Source organism: Pseudomonas sp. FW507-12TSA (assembly GCF_058781435.1).
Map to the genome: position 1 here is coordinate 192,702 of NZ_JBYSWT010000006.1, position 15,258 is coordinate 207,959.

Below are 15,258 nucleotides of genomic sequence, written 5' to 3' on the forward strand. Positions count from 1 at the left end.
GAAAGCAAAGGATGAACCTGGAATTTCACGCCAACACCTATAGCGCCTATACCGAAGACGGGGTGCATATCCTCGGCCTGGCCGACGACCCTGCGCAGCCCACGCATTACCTGCTGTTGCAGCGTGCCGAGGAATTCGACGAGCAGGACGAGGCACTGGGCATGGCTACCTACCATGTGGAGCTTGGGGGCCAGGGTGTATCCGGCTACGGCGGTATCGAGCAGCTGCTGCTGGCGCCGGGCCAACTGACCCTGCACTTCTCCCAGGCGGTGGCCTGGTGTCGTTCCCTGCCGAGCCTGGAAATACGCTGGGACACCGGGTTGCTGGTGCCGGATGAACTCGACGCGGCACTGGCTGGCATCTTCAACGAGACCGCCACCGTTATCCGGCGACAAGCCCAGTGATTGCCAAGCCCGGGCAATTCTGCGAAAAAGCCGCCCGCAGCCCCGCATCGGGGCGATGGTTGAAGGATGAACACGCATGAGCGATGAGTTGCAGGTGATCGATATCCAGCTGGGCGACGGCAAGGCCGTGGTCAAGGGCGCCTTGATCACCACCCAGTACCGCGGATTCCTGGAGGACGGCAGCAGCTTCGATTCTTCCTATGATCGCGGCAAGCCGTTCCAGTGCGTGATCGGCACCGGGCGGGTGATCAAGGGCTGGGACCAGGGCCTGATGGGCATGCAGGTGGGCGGCAAGCGCAAGCTGCTGGTGCCGGCGCACCTGGGGTATGGCGAGCGTGCCGTGGGCTCGATCCCGGCCAACGCCAACCTGGTGTTCGAGATCGAACTGCTGGAAGTGCTGACCCGCGACGACTGAGCCAGGGAGCGTGAACATGCAGGCGAACAAGGCCTGCCCCGTGGTGTTGCGCCAGGGCGCAGGCCTGGAAATCCTGGCTTTTCGGCACCCATTGGCTGGCCTGCAACTGGTCAAGGGCAGCATCGAGGCGGGTGAGGCGGCGGCCGCGGCGGCGGTCCGCGAGCTGGCGGAGGAGGCTGGGGTCCAGGGCATCGCGGTGCGCCCGCTGGGCATCTGGCATTCCGGATTCCCCGGCCAGGTCTGGGCCTTCCATGAATGCCGGGTGATCCAGGCGCTGGCCGAATCCTGGAGCCACCGTTGTGGCGATGACGGCGGCCATGAGTTCAGCTTCTTCTGGCATCCCCTGGCCGAGGCGCCATCGGAGCAATGGCATCCGCTGTTCCAGCGAGCCCTGGCCTATCTGGGTGAACGCCTGCTGCGGCGCTGAGCCGCGGCTTCACTGGCCCAGGCGGTACTGGTTGTTGCCGCTGCGCTTGGCCTCGTACATCGCCAGGTCGGCGACGTGCAGCAGTTGGTCCATGCGTGCCCCGTGGTCGGGAAACACCGCGACCCCCAGGCTGCTGCCCACGCTGTGCCGGCGGTCGTCGACCTCCACCGGCGGCGCCAGCTGGCTGAAGATCTTCTCGCCAATGCGCCCGGCTTCCTCGGCCAGGTCCAGCGCCGGCGACAAGCCTTCGAGAATCACCACGAATTCGTCGCCGCCGATCCGGGCCACGGTATCGCTGCTGCGTAGCACGCCCTGCAGGCGCTGGGCGGTGACGCTCAGTACGCGGTCGCCGATGGCATGGCCGTACTGGTCGTTGATCGCCTTGAAGCCATTGAGGTCGACGAACACCAGGGCCACCCGGGTCTGGTCCAGGCGCGCCTGTTCCAGGGCTCGTGACAGGCGCTGTTCGAGCATCAGGCGGTTAGGCAGGCCGGTCAGTGGATCGAAGTGCGCCAGGCGCTGCAACTGGCGAGTGGAAACCTTCTCGTCGGTGATATCGCGTACCACCCCCATCATCTTCACCGTGGCGTTGTGCCCGTTACGCACCACGTTGCCGGTCTCGCGCAGCCAGTGGATGCTGCCGTCGGGCCAGATCACCCGGTATTGCTCATCGTGGTTGTCGCCGGTGCGCAGGCAATGGAGCTCGCCGGCGCGCACCCGCTCGCGGTCCTCTGGGTGCACGCAAGAGCAGAACAGTTCGTAGGAGGGCACCACTTCGCCGACCTTGAAACCGAACATGTCGTAGATGGCTTCCGACCAGTACAGGTGCTGGGTATCGACCTCCCAGTCCCAGGTGCCGATCCGTGCGAAGTACTGGCTGCGCTCGAAGCGTTCGACGGTGTCGGGCCGGCCTTGGCTGAGTTCCCGGTAGGCCCGCAGCTGGGCCTGGGCCGACCGCTCGCGGCGCAACAGCCAGAGCACCAGCAGGGCCAGCAGCGAGGTCAGGCAGAGCAGTGACCAGACGGCAATCATCGGATGCTGGGCAACATGGAAGAGAGGATCCTGGAGAAGGGATGGCACTTGGCTATGTTAATCCACGCAGTGTGACGAACAGCAGCTTTTTCTGCCGGGCCATGCCGCTGGTCGGCGGTCTCCCGGGAGCGCAAAGGTTTGCGGCGATAGCGACTTGCGCAACGGCCGATCCGGGCGCAGCATGCTCGCCATATAGGTATAGGGGGTATAGGTATGTCGCACACTCATGAGCGCAAGGAGCAGTTGCTCAAGCGCGTCCGGCGCATTCTCGGGCAGGTCCAGGCCATCGAACGGGCCCTGCAGGACGGTGCCGAATGCGCCACGACCCTGCATCTGGTGGCCGCCAGCCGCGGCGCAATGAACGGTTTGCTGGACGAGATCATCCAGGCCCATGCCCTGGAACATGTGGCTCACCCCGAGCTCAGCGATGCCGAGCGGGCCAAGGGTGTGGATGAACTGCTGCAAGCCATTCGCCGTTATTCCAAGTAGGAGCCCATGATGAACCTGTCGCAACAGGCCGCGAGCCTGGCCCATGAGCACCAGTTCCTCGGTGCCGATCACGATGCCAATGCCCGGCGCACCTTGTGGGTGGTGGTGCTGACGGTGGTGATGATGGTGGGGGAAATCCTCGCCGGTTATCTCACCGGTTCCATGGCGCTGCTGGCCGACGGGCTGCATATGGCGACCCATGCCGGGGCCCTGGGGATCGCGGCGGCGGCCTATGGCTTTGCCCGGCGCAATGCCGGCAATCGCCGTTTCAGCTTCGGCACCGGCAAGGTCGGTGACCTGGCGGGTTTCGCTTCGGCGATCATCCTTGGCCTGGTAGCCCTGGGCATCGCCGGTGAGTCGCTGGTGCGCTTGTTCCAGCCGGCCAGCGTGGCTTTTGCCGAAGCCACGCTGATTGCAGTGGTGGGGTTGGCGGTGAACATCCTCAGCGCCTGGTTGCTGGGGGCCGGGCATGGACATCACGGCCACGCCCACGGGCATCATCACGAACATCACGAACATCACGAACATCAAAGGCAGCACGCTGGCCATGGTGACAACAACCTGCACTCGGCCTATGTCCACGTCCTGGCCGACGCCCTGACCTCGGTACTGGCCATCGTCGCCTTGCTGGCCGGGCGCTACCTGGGGTGGGTCTGGCTCGATCCGGCGATGGGCATCGTCGGCGCCCTGGTGATCGCGCGCTGGTCCTACACCTTGATCAAGTCCAGCGCCGCGGTGCTGCTCGATGCCAGCGACGAGCAGGTGGCCGAGCAGATCCGCCGTTCGGTGGAAGCGCCGGGAGACGCCAATATCGTCGACCTGCATGTGTGGCAGGTGGGCCCCGGGGCACGGGCGGCGATCGTCAGCGTGGTGGCCCGCGCGTCCCTCAATGCCGAGGCCCTGCGTGGGCGGCTGGCGCCGGTGCCCGGGCTGGCGCACCTGACCCTGGAGCTGCGCAGCGTCTGACGTCTCAGGCCGCCGGGCGCAGCAACTCCAGCACCGAATAGACCAGCCCCACCAGTGCCACGCCCAGCAGTACCAGGCTCGACAAGCCGGTGACCAGGCGCTTGTACTTCAGTGAGAAGCCTTGGCGTGCGACGAGGATGTAGGCCCCCAGCACGGCGAAGTCGATCAGCGCCCAGACCAGGGTCAGCAGCAGGGCGCTGTGCTGCAGGGAGCGCCCGACCTGGATGAACTGGGGAAAGAACGAGACGAAGAAGATGATGTCCTTGGGGTTGCCGATCCCCACCAGGAAGCCGGTCGCCAGGCCCTGGCCACGGCGCCGTGGGCTAGCGGCCTCAGGTTCGCTGCCGGGCGCAGCAGCAGCTTCCCGCAGGCCCTGGAGCGCCAGCCAGCCGATGAAACAGCAGCCCAGCAGGCTGACCCAGCTGATCAGGCGCGGGTCCAGGGACAGGCCGGTGGTCAGCATCAGCACCGCCACCAGGGCCAGCAGCAGCGAGGCCGCGTTGGTGCCCACGGCGGTCAGCAGCGCCTGGCGCGGGCCGGCGTTCATGCTGGTATTGATGATCAGCGCCACCACCGGTCCCGGGGTCGCCACCAGCATCAGCACGCTCAGCATGTAGACCAGCAACAACGACAGATTCAGCTCCACGGACCAGGCTCCCGGCAATTGACAGGCGCGCAGCTTGGGGGCTTTTGCCGGCGTTGAAAAACGCAAAAAGCTATGACCTACTATGATTTTTTATCATGATGAGTGCCCGCCGATGGTCGAGTCCCTGCCGCCGCTCTATGCCTTGCGTGCGTTCGAAGTGGCCGCTCGTTCCAGCTCCTTCACCCGTGCGGCGGAGGAGCTGTCCCTGACCCAGAGCGCCATCAGCCGGCATATCCGTACCCTGGAGAGCCAGTTCGGTTGCCGCCTGTTCGAGCGTCATGGGCCGCGGCTGGTGCTGACCGACGTCGGCCAGCGCCTGGCCCGGGAGCTCAAGAGCGGCTTTCGGATCATCGAGGACGCCTGCCTGCCCCTGCGCGCCAACAGCGGCCAGCTGCGCCTGAAAGCGCCTTCGACCTTGACCATGCGCTGGCTGCTGCGGGTACTGGAGCAATTCAAGGGCGACTGCCCGGAGCTGCCGGTGCAGTTGGCCAGCGTGTGGATGGATTTCGATCATGCGGATTTGCACGCCGAGCCCTACGACTGCGCGATCCTGCTGGGCAATGGCCACTTCGGGGCCGGGGTCGAGGCTTGCAAGCTGTTCGACGAGTGGCTGATCCCCATCGGTGCGCCGCAACCTGCGGATGCGCCGGCCTGGACCCTGGAGCGCCTGGCGCAGGCCGAGCTGATCCACCCCTCGGCGGATCGCCGCGACTGGCGCCGCTGGCTGCAGGCCCAGCCGGAGCAGGGCTTGGCACAGGCGCTGCGGCTGGACCGGGGTACGGTCTTCGACACCCTGGACCAGGCGATTTCCGCCGCCATGGCCGGGCACGGGCTGTCGGTGGGCGACCTGCACCTGGTGGCCGAGGACATTCGGCGTGGTCGGGTGGGGCTGCCGTTCCCCCGGGCAGTGGCCTCGGGAGACGGTTACTACCTGGTGTGGTTGCGCGGCAGCCTCCAGCAGGAGCGGATTGCCTGCTTGCGCCAGTACCTGCTGGATCGGGTGGTGCCGATCGACGACCTGGCCCTGGACTATCTGGTGCCCGGTGCGCCGCCAGCCTAGGCCGCCGCTACCGGCCTAGCCGAGGATGATGTAGTCATTGTGCTGCGTTATGCCCCGGTGCGGGCCTGGCACCAGGTGCACGTAGCGTCCTTGCAACAGGTCGATCGGCAGGCAGTCGTCGACATCCAGCAGAGCATCGGTATGGGCCTTGTGCCAATGGGCGAGCATCTGCTGCTTGGCCTTGGCCTTGGCCTTGGCTTGCTGCTTGTCCGAGGCAACCAGCAGCAAGTAGCGATGGGCTTCGCCGAAGGTGGCGCTCTCGTAGCCGCCCAGGTTGATGAAGAACAGCCGGGGCGCACCGGCCGCGGGGGCCAGGGGGCTGAGCTCGAGCTTGTAGCCTTCGACGCCATCGACCTGCATCCATGAGTCGATATGCAGGCCGGCGGGGCTGCCGAACCAGCCCTCGCGCAGTTGCGGGTAGGCCGCTTCCAGGGAGTCGGCCACCACGAACTGGACGTCGTGGACCTCGATCTTCGCCTGGGGGTGCTTGCCCCCCAGCATCACTACAAACAGCATGGGCGTTCCTTGTTCCGGGATCGGTCGGGGTGCCGGGCACCGCGTGGGCCGCAGGTTTTACCGCAAGCCCGGGGCGCTGCCAAGGGTGCCTGGTTCAGTGGGGCGGCGATGCATCGTTGAACCACGGGACCCGACCATTGAGCGACGGTAGGTAGTGCCAGCGTAGCCGCAGCTCGGCCAGGGCTGGCGTGCCCAGCAGGGCCTGGAGCAGGCTGGTGACTATGTTCAGCGCCAGGTCCCGGCCGGGGCACTGGTGGCGGCCGGCGCCGAAACTCAAGTCCTGGTCCGGGGGCAGGGCCGGGTCGTGGTTGGCCGCAGCCAGCAGCACCAGCAGCGTGTCGCCGGGTTGCAGCGCTACTCCGGCCAGGGTGCAGGGTTCGGCGACGAAGCGCCGCGTGTTGTGCACCGGTGGGTCGAGCTTCTGTTGTTGGCGCAACCAGGCACCGAGCTGCGCCGGGTCGTGGCGCAGGCGCTGGGCCAGCGCCGGTTGGTCGAGCAAGGCCAGCAGGGCATTGCCGAACAGCCCGGCACAGGCGTCATGGGCCTGGACCAGCAAGCCCACGAGGTTGGCCCGCAGGTCCGCCGGGTCCAGGCTCCCTTGCTGTTGCCGGATCGCTTGCAGCAGCGGTCCGGGAGCATCGGCCTGCATCAGGGCCTGCATCTGCTGGTCCAGGTAATGCGCTGCCTGATGGGCGGCCTGGCGCTGGGAGGCATCGCCCAGGGGCGACAGCCCGGCCACCAGCTCGCCGGTGCGCCGGGCGATCTCGGGTTGCTGGGCTGTCGCCACGCCGAGCGAGCCGGCGACCATCGCCACTGGCAGCTGGAATTGCCAGCGGCGCACTCCGGCGGCGTCGCTCGGCGTATCCAGCGGTGGCCGCCGGTGTTCCAGGGCAAGCATCAGGTCGATGCCGGCCATGGCCCGCAGGCCCGGCTCGATGGTGGCGCGGGGGCAGCTGTGGCGGGGGCCGTCGTTCATTCGCATCAGGCGCGCGAACAGCGCTGCGGCGGGACCGTTCGCCAACGCCGCCGGCACTGGTTCGTAAAGGGGCCGCACCCGGCAGGCCGGATGTTCGAGGGCCGCCGTCACGGCCTCGGCGCTGCTGGCGATCCATAGCCCGAGCCCGGCGTCGTAGGCCAGGCCGGATCCGGCCCGTAGCCCGGCATAGCAATGCCGGTAGGGATCGGGATGGGTGATAGTGCTGATCAAGTCCATGATTTATCTCTGTGTGAGCCAAGCGTGTCGGTTGCTACTATCCTCAGCCTTCCGAAGGCATGATTCGTCAGGGAGCGAAATATGAATGCTGAGCAGAATGACCGCGGCGTGTCCCAGGTGGCGGCCGCCATCGCCGAACCGGCCCGCACTCGCATGCTGTGCGCCTTGATGGACGGCCATGCGCGCACCAGCACCGAGCTGGCGGCCATCGCCGAGGTCAGTACCTCCACGGCCAGCGTGCATTTGGCCAAGCTCAAGGACGCGGGCCTGCTGCGGGTCCAGGTCCAGGGCCGGCACCGCTACTACGGCCTTGGCGATCCGCTGGTAGCCCGGGCCCTGGAGGCGCTGATGGTGATCGGCCAGGGCCGCGAGCAGCGCTTCAGCCCGCGCACCCCGGATCGTCTGCAGTTCGCCCGGACCTGCTACGACCACCTGGCGGGCACCTTGGGCGTGCAGTTGCACGACCGCTTGTTCGAGGCCGGTTGGCTGCTGGAGGATGGGGATGGCTACCGGGTCAGCGACAGTGGAAGTGAGTTTTTCCGTGGGCTGGACATCGATGTCGCTGCGTTGGCCGGCCTGCGTCGGCGTTTCGCCTGCGGTTGCCTGGACTGGAGCGTGCGTCGTCCGCACCTGGGCGGCGCTTTGGGCGCGGCCTTGCTGCAAGCCCTGGTGCAGCGCAAATGGCTGGTCCGCGACCTGGACAGCCGCGCCCTCGCCCTGACCGGTACCGGTGGGCGAGCCATCAGCAAGCGTTTCGGCCTGGCCCTGATCCAGCCGACCCGGCCGCTCTCGGCCTCGGCCAGCCTGGAGCTGCAAGGCCTCGGTGGCTGAATGGCACATGACGACCTGTACCCGTAGCCAGGAGAAGCGCCCCATGCTCATCGTGTTCGGCGGTTTGCCTGGCACTGGCAAGACCACCATAGCCCGCACCCTGGCCCCACGCCTGGGTGCCACCTACCTGCGGATCGACAGCATCGAACAGGGCCTGCGTGATGCCGGCCTGGCACAGGTCGGCAGTGCGGGCTATCAGATCGCCTTGCAACTGGCCGAGGCCAACCTGGCCCTGGGCAACCCGGTGCTGGCCGACTGCGTCAACCCGGTGGCCGAGAGCCGCGCGGCCTGGCAAGCCCTGGCGCGAAAGCTGGAGGTCGACTTGCTGGAAATCGAAGTGGTGTGCTCCGACCGTGACCAGCACCGGCGCCGGGTCGAGGGCCGGCGCTCGGATGTCCCGGGTCTTTCGCCCCCGAGCTGGCAATCGGTACTGGCCCACGACTACCAGGCCTGGGACCGACCGCGCCTGGTGCTGGACACTGCGCGGCTGGAGCCGGAGCAAGCGGTACAGCGGATTCTTGCGCAGTTGCCTGGCGCACTCCTGCCGCCGGCTCGCTGAAGCACAGGTGACGGGGTTCAGCCCCGGCCCATGCACTGCCGGCGGTATTCGTCCGGGGTGGTGCCCATCATCCGCCGGAACATGCTGATGAAGGCCGAGGCGCTGCTGTAGCCCAGGTCCAGGCCGATGGTCTCCACGGTCTGGCCGCGTTCCAGCAAGGCCAGGGCCTGGACCACCTTCAGCCGCTGGCGCCATTCGAGCAGCGACATGCCCAGCTCCTTCTGGCTGCGACGCACCAGGGTGCGCTCGCTGGTATTGGCGGCATGGGCCAGTTCCGCCAGGGAGCGCGGGTCCCCGGGGTTGGCCTTGAGCATGTGCAGCACCGGGCCCAGCAGCGGATCATCGGAGGAGGGCAGGTAGCTGCCGGCGCAGGAGGCCTGGCCGAGCTTGTCCACCAACACTTGCAGCAAACGCTGCTGCTCCGGGCTTTGCGGCAGGCCGGGCGGGTCTTGGCGCAGGTCGTCCAGCAGCGCCAGCACCAGCGGGCTGAGGCTCAGGGCACAATGCCGCGCGGGCAGGGCGCCGCACAGCTCCGGGCTCAGGTACAGCGAGCAGTGGCAGGCCTCCTGGTGGTTGAAACCCACATGCTCGACATTCGGTGGCAACCAGATGCCGTACTGCGGCGGCGCCAGGTAGTGGTGGTCGTCCAGCTCGATCTCCATCACCCCGCTGTAGGCATAGACGAACTCGCCCCAGGCATGGCTATGCCGGGGGTAGGTGGCGTGGGCGGGCAGGTTGGCCGTGCGAAAGAACACCGGCGCCGGCAGGTCCTGGCTGAACGGTGGCAGGTGCAGGTGTTGCGCGGCTTTGGGCATGGCAGGCACCGGTGGGTGGACAAGCAAAAGGGCGGAGGTGCGATCCTACACGACCCACTGGATTCATCGCTGGAGGGGGTGTTAGAAGGCTGTTTGCTAAACTCGGTTTGCTAGGCATCCATTCAGTTTTCAAACTGCGAAATACGCGCTGCAATGGCGGATTTTCTCAACAGTTTCCAAGACGACTCAGGCTACGGTTCATGCGGTAACACCAGAGCCGCTTGCGAAACTGACGGTTGCCATATTTCAATTTTTGATCCGAGTGGAACAGCAAACCTTGAGAACTGCCACGCTGTTCATAAGCCATGTCCAATGCCTTGATCACCAGATCCGGGACTGATGTGTTTGATAGCGCCCAACCCACAACTTGGCGTGCGTAGAATTCTAAAACGGTCGCCAAGTAATGCCATCTTACCTGTGCCCTGATATAGGTTATATCGCCACACCAGACACTGTTTTAGTGTCGGTACATCACCAAGATGCTTGGAATATCAGGCCGCTCGATCGTCGCTTGTAAGCATGTACTCCCGGTTCTTTACTGATTAAGGTCAGTTCCTGTATCAGGCACCGCACCTTGAACTGTCCGATTTGCTCGACGTCTTCCTGCAGCATCGGCACGATGCTGCGACTATTTGTAAGCAGTTCATTGATCCGACTGCGCAATTGCAGTCGCTCAACGTTCGGAGTGCTGCGTTTGAGACAACCGGCGCAGTAACACGAGCAAGTGATGGCGAAGACCGAGAAAAGCCAATCCACAGGCGCCTGAGTACTTAACTGATCAATCCGCGCGCGTACTCTTCCGACATCAAAAAGCGCGGTAGCCATTTTTAAAATGAATTTCTCCCGTTCAAGGCGCGCAATGCGGGCCTGATTACCCTGAGCGATCGGCGGGCTTCGATATGGCTATGGCTTTGATCGAGCACGAGCCCTACGGCCTTGCGTTTGAGTTCAGCAGAAAATGAATGACGTTGCTTGCTCATCAAGCACCTCAATCTGGCGAGTATTCTCGCCTAAAAACAGGTGTCTGGTTTTTATTGGGGCACTACACAGGGAAAGAGGTTGCGTAGTTCAGGAGTGAGTAGAAGGGCTGGTGGTTCGGTCTTCGTGGTGGCCGGTACACGGTACAGTCAGGCGTGTTTCCTATGCTTCTAGGAGTTTTCTCAAGGGGTGGTTGGAAGGGGATCTTTGGGTTATTGGAATTATTATATTTTTTTTAATAGCAAAAAAATCATACTTGTATTGGTGTTTTTTTTGACAGTTTGTTTTTGGCTGTCTTAACTGGGCTCTGCATGAAAAATAGAGTTTCTCGTTAATGTCTTTAATAGTTGGTTTTGTGGTTTTATTTCTAGGAAGACCTATGCGGCATGGCCTGTAAGTAGCTTTGCGCTCTCGTTTGGCTCTTGTTTTTTAAGGTTGATCGCCGTTGACTTTGGTTTATACGGCCTGTTCGGAGTGTGTTTGTTGTTGTATTGATTTAAATAAATGGACTGCTAGAGGCGCTATATGGAAATGGCAAGGGATATAACTATAGTCGATATGTTTGAGAGCCAGGCTAGTTTTCGCTCAAGTAAGACTGCATTGTTTCATTGCTCGGACAGTATAACTTATGGACTTCTGAATGAGAAAATAAATCAGTTGGCAAGACATTTGCTCGAGCGTGGTGTCGAGAGTGGCGATATCGTCGCGGTATGTGTTGAGCAGTCAATAAGTCGTGTTGTTTTTATGATGGCGATAGTAAAGGTCGGCGCCGTCTATTTACCTCTTGACCCTGAATACCCTGCCACGAGGTTTGATTTTATTCTCGAGGATACCCAAGCGAAGCTAATGATTACGTCAAAAGCATATGAGCATAAGTTTTCCGATTTTCGTGGGACTTTGATTGTTCCTGATAGTGACCGAGAAAAGTCGTTGATTGATAAGCAGTCAGGCAGCAATCTTTTGAAGGAAATACCTTCGTCAAGCTTGATGTATGTCATATATACATCTGGCAGTACCGGGGTTCCAAAAGGAGTGGCTGTTCAGCATGGCGCAATTGCTAGTTTTATTGAGAATGTGCAGCCGGTAATCAATGTTTCATCAGAAAACACCGCCATACAAATTCTTTCTTACACATTCGATGCTTCCTTTGTCGATACATGGATGCCGCTCCTGATTGGTGCGACATTGCATCTTTATCCAGATAATAAGTTACTGGGTGAAGCGTTATTGGAATATATTAGATCGAATCGTATTGATACTATTCCAATGATTACTCCGACCATTCTTGCTACATTCCCTACTGGACAGCCAATAGGCGAGCTTAAAAGTATTGTCGTGGGCGGAGAGGCTTGTGCGGACAACGTATTCCTGTATTGGGCCAGTAGGCTGCAGATGTATAATCTTTATGGCCCAACAGAAACAACGGTAGCTGTTACCTGCCATAAATATATGGCAGGGCAGAGCGTTAAAAATATCGGCAGCCCTCTGTCTGGTGTTGAATTTTATGTGCTGGATGAAAACTTCAAGGCATTGCCTATAGGTTCGCCGGGTGAACTATTCATTGGTGGAGCACAACTTGCTCAGGGTTACTTGAATAGACCCGAGCTAACAAAAGAAAAATTTTTACATATCGACGTGGCGGATTCACGAACTGGAAGAAGTGAGTGCAAGCGACTTTATAGAACTGGCGATATTGTGACTCTATTGCCAAGTGGAAATATTGAATATATAGGGAGGAATGATACGCAACTCAAGATTCGAGGCTTTCGCATTGAGTCTGGTGAGATTGAGAGCTCAATAAATAGAATAAAAAATGTCCGAGAGTCTGCAGTTGTGGCAGTGAACAAGGAACTAGGGCAGCCAATGCTGGCTGCTTTCATTACGCTATCGGATTATCACTCAAAAGATGAAATTAAAATAAAGTCGGAAATTAAAAAGATATTGCAAAATACTCTTCCGGTCTACATGGTTCCCGATAAGATTTTTATCTTGGATTACTTTCCTCAGACGGTTAGTGGGAAAGTTGATCGAAAATCACTCCAGTCCTTAATGAAGGAAGAAGCACTCTCGCTAGATAATCTGGCAGAGGATGATATTGAAGGTACTCTCGTCGCGATATGGAAACATGTTCTGCAGACGGATGATATTAAAGCTCAGGACAATGTTCTTGAAGTTGGCGGGAATTCTGTTGCCGTAGTTCGAGTGTTCACCTCGCTGCCTGAATCTATCAGAAGCCAAATAACATTGGTTGATCTTTATACCTATCCGTGCATTGAGCAATTGGCGCAAGAAATAAAGATTCGCGAAAATAAGCGTCCGTTGACGTTTGAAGAGAAAATGCAATTATCTAAGAAGACATTGCTTGGTGATATCAAGCTTGCGGCAGACTATGAATTTCCGAGGGAGATCGATCCTGATGTTTTAGCTAACCCGGAAAGTGTACTCCTGACGGGGGCTACTGGGTTCGTTGGAGTGCATTTGTTACTGGAGTTGCTGGATAAAACCTCTGCGAATATATATTGCTTGGTTAGGGCTGAAAGTTTTAAGCATGCTATTGAAAGGATAAAGTTTACCCTAAAAAAATACCGACTTTCTTGGCCCGAAGAGAAAACTGACCGTATTATTCCAGTTTTAGGCGATTTTACTAGGCCACAGCTGGGTATGTCCGATTCCGATTTTTTAAATACGTCGAAAAATATTCAGGTTATATATCACACTGGCGGAAATGTTAATTATGTAAAACCTTACGCTGAAATGAAAGCGGTCAACGTAAATGGGATTCAGGAAATTATTCGTTTCGCGACAACATCAAAATTGAAGTATCTAGTCGCATGCTCCACTATAGCCGTTTTTAGTTGGGGGTACCTGACTACAGGAAAAACCTGGATGTGTGAAGACGATGATATTCATCAGAATCTATCCGTGGTTTGTCGAGATACCAACTATGTCAGAAGTAAGTGGGTGATGGAAAATGTCCTGGAAGAGGCAAAAAAGAAAGGATTACCTGTTATTGGTATTCGTCTGGGATTTGTCATGTGCCAGAATGACAGCGGTGCCACAGAAATGAACCAGTGGTGGGGAAGTTTTGTCCGGTGCTGTGTTGCTCTCGGGACCTACCCCATGATCATGGGCCTTAAGGATCAGCTGGTGACTGTGGACTTTGTAGCAAAAGCAATTGTGCACATTTCTCAAAACAAAGAAGCTCCAGGAAAATTTTTCCATCTCGTTCCTGAACCGGTACATGACATATCTGTGCCAGAGTTTTTTGAGAAGTTAAATGAATATTTCGGGATTAAACTTCGGCCGATTCATTATCGCGAATGGTTAAGTAAGTGGAAGGATAATGAACATAGCCCTCTATATAGTTTGTTAAGCCTGTTCACCGAGGAGATTGTTCCAGGGAAATCTCTGGTCGAGTCTTATGAGATGACTTACTACTTTGATAGGACGAATACTACTGAGTTTCTTAAAGGCAGCGGAATAGAAACGCCTCCAATCGATAAGGCGCTTCTTTCAAGATATTTGGATTTCATGGGTATCTCTGCACATAGTCCTAAGTAGTTTTCAATGGCAGTGCATTGCGGTGCGATGCACTGTTTTTATGCTTGGTTGAGATCTTGCGCTTATGAAGAAACCACAAGTATTTACTTTGCATTTTGCGGGTGGAAACTGTTACTCCTATCAGTTCATGAAACCTGAATTGATCGATTTTGATGTTGTTTCGATAGAGTTGCCAGGGCGAGGCAAGAGAATAGATGAGCCGCTTATTCGAGGCTTTGAGGCCGCCGCTCAGGATGTTTTTCAACAAATCGTATCTCAGCTTAGTGGGAGCTCTTTTGTTTTATATGGGCATAGTATGGGTGCCGTTCTCGGCCTGAAGGTTGCGCGTATGCTGGAGGATTATGCAAAAAGGCCTTCAGCTCTTATTTTTACCGGCCATGCAGGCCCCAAATTAGTTAAATACAAGAATACTGCTTTCCTGGAGACTCAGGAGCTCAAGCAGGTATTGCTAGAACTTGGCGGTTTGCCTGAGAGTGTTATACATAATTCGGAATTGTTCACCTTTTTTGAGCCTGTCATCAGGGCTGATTTCGAAGTGGCGGAGCGTGCAGATGGCTACGAGTTTAAGCCTGTTGATATTCCGCTGCATGTGGTAATGGGGATGGAAGAGGAGTTTTCAGAAAAAATAGATTTATGGAGAGAATATACAACTTCTCGCTTTCATAAAAAATTGCTTAGTGGTAACCACTTCTTCATCCATCAGCATGCTTGTGAGATAGCTGCCATTGTAAAGTCAGTGTTGTCACAAGAAGACTAGTATCTATCGAGAAGTTTAGTCCAGTACTCTGCAATCTAAAGCCGACACTAGCTTGTAGTGTCGGCCGCAGTCTTGTAACCGATGAGCCAGAAACGAACCTGCCCAAACGGTTTGGACGCGGTTGCCGGAGCCTTACTCTTTCACAGAGCGCTTGGCTTTGTGGAACATGCGCAAGTCGTCGAACTTGTGGCCATAGGTAAATAGCACTTAGGCGTCCGGGTTCTCCAGGGTGTCGAACCATGGGACAACCCCCGACGATTCGCCCTGGGAGTAGCGGGCCTTGCCTACCGAGACCAGCGGGATGCTGTCCAGCGGGTCGAACTCGTTGCCGGCCAGCTTCAACGTGGCGGTGCCTTCACGGCAAACACGGTAGTTTTCAATGTTTTTCATGCAGGTGAGGATCACCTTATCTTGCAGGCCGATGCCTTTCACATGGGGCTGGCTTTCAGCTCGAAGCCCAGGCCTTTAGCTCACCGTGCCCAGATCCTCACCTAACCCAGCGCTGACGTCGGCGCAGTTGTCTTTAACTCGCTATGACTTGGCGTAGGCGAGCTATATCTAGTAATTCTGTCAGGCGGACAATAGCCCA

At 58.7% G+C, this 15,258-nt stretch carries 16 protein-coding genes and 1 pseudogene; 10 read left to right on the plus strand and 7 right to left on the minus strand.

Features of this window, described 5'->3' with window-relative positions; translation table 11 throughout:
- The first annotated feature begins 11 nt into the window (after positions 1-11).
- From AC3WK8_RS08420 to AC3WK8_RS08430, 3 genes are all read left to right on the plus strand, one after another.
- Positions 12-404 carry an Imm10 family immunity protein gene (locus AC3WK8_RS08420; protein WP_103323848.1) on the plus strand — a complete coding sequence of 131 codons (393 nt, stop codon included), beginning with the start codon at positions 12-14 and terminating at the stop codon, positions 402-404.
- Between the two features lie 76 nt (positions 405-480).
- On the plus strand, positions 481-819 hold the full coding sequence (locus AC3WK8_RS08425) for an FKBP-type peptidyl-prolyl cis-trans isomerase (protein WP_022643858.1): 339 nt from the start codon (positions 481-483) through the stop codon (positions 817-819).
- Positions 820-835: 16 nt separating this feature from the next.
- Positions 836-1,246 carry an NUDIX domain-containing protein gene (locus tag AC3WK8_RS08430; protein ID WP_085596508.1) on the plus strand — a complete coding sequence of 137 codons (411 nt, stop codon included), beginning with the start codon at positions 836-838 and terminating at the stop codon, positions 1,244-1,246.
- A 9-nt stretch (positions 1,247-1,255) separates the two neighbouring features.
- On the opposite strand, the gene AC3WK8_RS08435 is transcribed toward AC3WK8_RS08430, so the two are convergent.
- Positions 1,256-2,278, minus strand: coding sequence for a sensor domain-containing diguanylate cyclase (locus AC3WK8_RS08435; protein WP_103323847.1), 1,023 nt, complete (start codon positions 2,276-2,278; stop codon positions 1,256-1,258).
- Positions 2,279-2,491: 213 nt separating this feature from the next.
- Between AC3WK8_RS08435 and AC3WK8_RS08440 the strand changes: the two genes are divergently transcribed.
- Together AC3WK8_RS08440 and dmeF are read left to right on the plus strand one after the other, a co-directional pair.
- A complete protein-coding gene (locus AC3WK8_RS08440) occupies positions 2,492-2,767 on the plus strand; it encodes a metal/formaldehyde-sensitive transcriptional repressor (protein WP_022643861.1) in 276 nt (91 codons plus the stop codon).
- Positions 2,768-2,776: 9 nt separating this feature from the next.
- The gene (gene dmeF, locus AC3WK8_RS08445; protein ID WP_103323846.1) at positions 2,777-3,733 is read left to right on the plus strand and encodes a CDF family Co(II)/Ni(II) efflux transporter DmeF; all 957 of its coding nucleotides are present in this window, start codon (positions 2,777-2,779) and stop codon (positions 3,731-3,733) included.
- A 4-nt stretch (positions 3,734-3,737) separates the two neighbouring features.
- Here dmeF and AC3WK8_RS08450 read toward each other — a convergent pair whose 3' ends face one another.
- Complete coding sequence (locus AC3WK8_RS08450; RefSeq protein ID WP_031321526.1) at positions 3,738-4,373, minus strand: LysE family translocator; 636 nt, start codon at positions 4,371-4,373, stop codon at positions 3,738-3,740.
- Between the two features lie 118 nt (positions 4,374-4,491).
- On the opposite strand from AC3WK8_RS08450, the gene AC3WK8_RS08455 reads away from it, so the two are divergent.
- On the plus strand, positions 4,492-5,439 hold the full coding sequence (locus AC3WK8_RS08455; protein WP_103323845.1) for a LysR substrate-binding domain-containing protein: 948 nt from the start codon (positions 4,492-4,494) through the stop codon (positions 5,437-5,439).
- Positions 5,440-5,454: 15 nt separating this feature from the next.
- Here the strand turns inward: AC3WK8_RS08455 and AC3WK8_RS08460 are convergent, their stop codons facing one another.
- A complete protein-coding gene (locus tag AC3WK8_RS08460; protein ID WP_103323844.1) occupies positions 5,455-5,955 on the minus strand; it encodes a DUF1543 domain-containing protein in 501 nt (166 codons plus the stop codon).
- Positions 5,956-6,049: 94 nt separating this feature from the next.
- A complete protein-coding gene (locus AC3WK8_RS08465; protein ID WP_103323843.1) occupies positions 6,050-7,168 on the minus strand; it encodes a cytochrome P450 family protein in 1,119 nt (372 codons plus the stop codon).
- Between the two features lie 81 nt (positions 7,169-7,249).
- Here AC3WK8_RS08465 and AC3WK8_RS08470 point away from each other — a divergent pair, with 81 nt between their 5' ends.
- Positions 7,250-7,999 (plus strand): ArsR/SmtB family transcription factor, encoded by a 750-nt coding sequence (locus AC3WK8_RS08470; protein ID WP_085596501.1) that lies wholly within the window; start codon positions 7,250-7,252, stop codon positions 7,997-7,999.
- 43 nt (positions 8,000-8,042) lie between these two features.
- A complete protein-coding gene (locus tag AC3WK8_RS08475; RefSeq protein WP_103323842.1) occupies positions 8,043-8,558 on the plus strand; it encodes a P-loop nucleotide/nucleoside kinase family protein in 516 nt (171 codons plus the stop codon).
- 17 nt (positions 8,559-8,575) lie between these two features.
- Here AC3WK8_RS08475 and AC3WK8_RS08480 read toward each other — a convergent pair whose 3' ends face one another.
- Complete coding sequence (locus AC3WK8_RS08480) at positions 8,576-9,373, minus strand: AraC family transcriptional regulator (protein WP_068584514.1); 798 nt, start codon at positions 9,371-9,373, stop codon at positions 8,576-8,578.
- 169 nt (positions 9,374-9,542) lie between these two features.
- A pseudogene (locus AC3WK8_RS08485) lies at positions 9,543-10,353 on the minus strand (DDE-type integrase/transposase/recombinase); the annotation flags it as partial.
- A gap of 523 nt (positions 10,354-10,876) precedes the next feature.
- On the opposite strand from AC3WK8_RS08485, the gene AC3WK8_RS08490 reads away from it, so the two are divergent.
- Positions 10,877-13,912 (plus strand): non-ribosomal peptide synthetase, encoded by a 3,036-nt coding sequence (locus AC3WK8_RS08490; RefSeq protein ID WP_103323841.1) that lies wholly within the window; start codon positions 10,877-10,879, stop codon positions 13,910-13,912.
- A 64-nt stretch (positions 13,913-13,976) separates the two neighbouring features.
- A complete protein-coding gene (locus AC3WK8_RS08495; RefSeq protein ID WP_103323840.1) occupies positions 13,977-14,669 on the plus strand; it encodes a thioesterase II family protein in 693 nt (230 codons plus the stop codon).
- A 207-nt stretch (positions 14,670-14,876) separates the two neighbouring features.
- Here the strand turns inward: AC3WK8_RS08495 and AC3WK8_RS08500 are convergent, their stop codons facing one another.
- Positions 14,877-15,059: a hypothetical protein gene (locus tag AC3WK8_RS08500; RefSeq protein WP_143494544.1), complete on the minus strand. Its 183-nt coding sequence runs from the start codon at positions 15,057-15,059 to the stop codon at positions 14,877-14,879.
- Positions 15,060-15,258 lie beyond the last annotated feature (199 nt).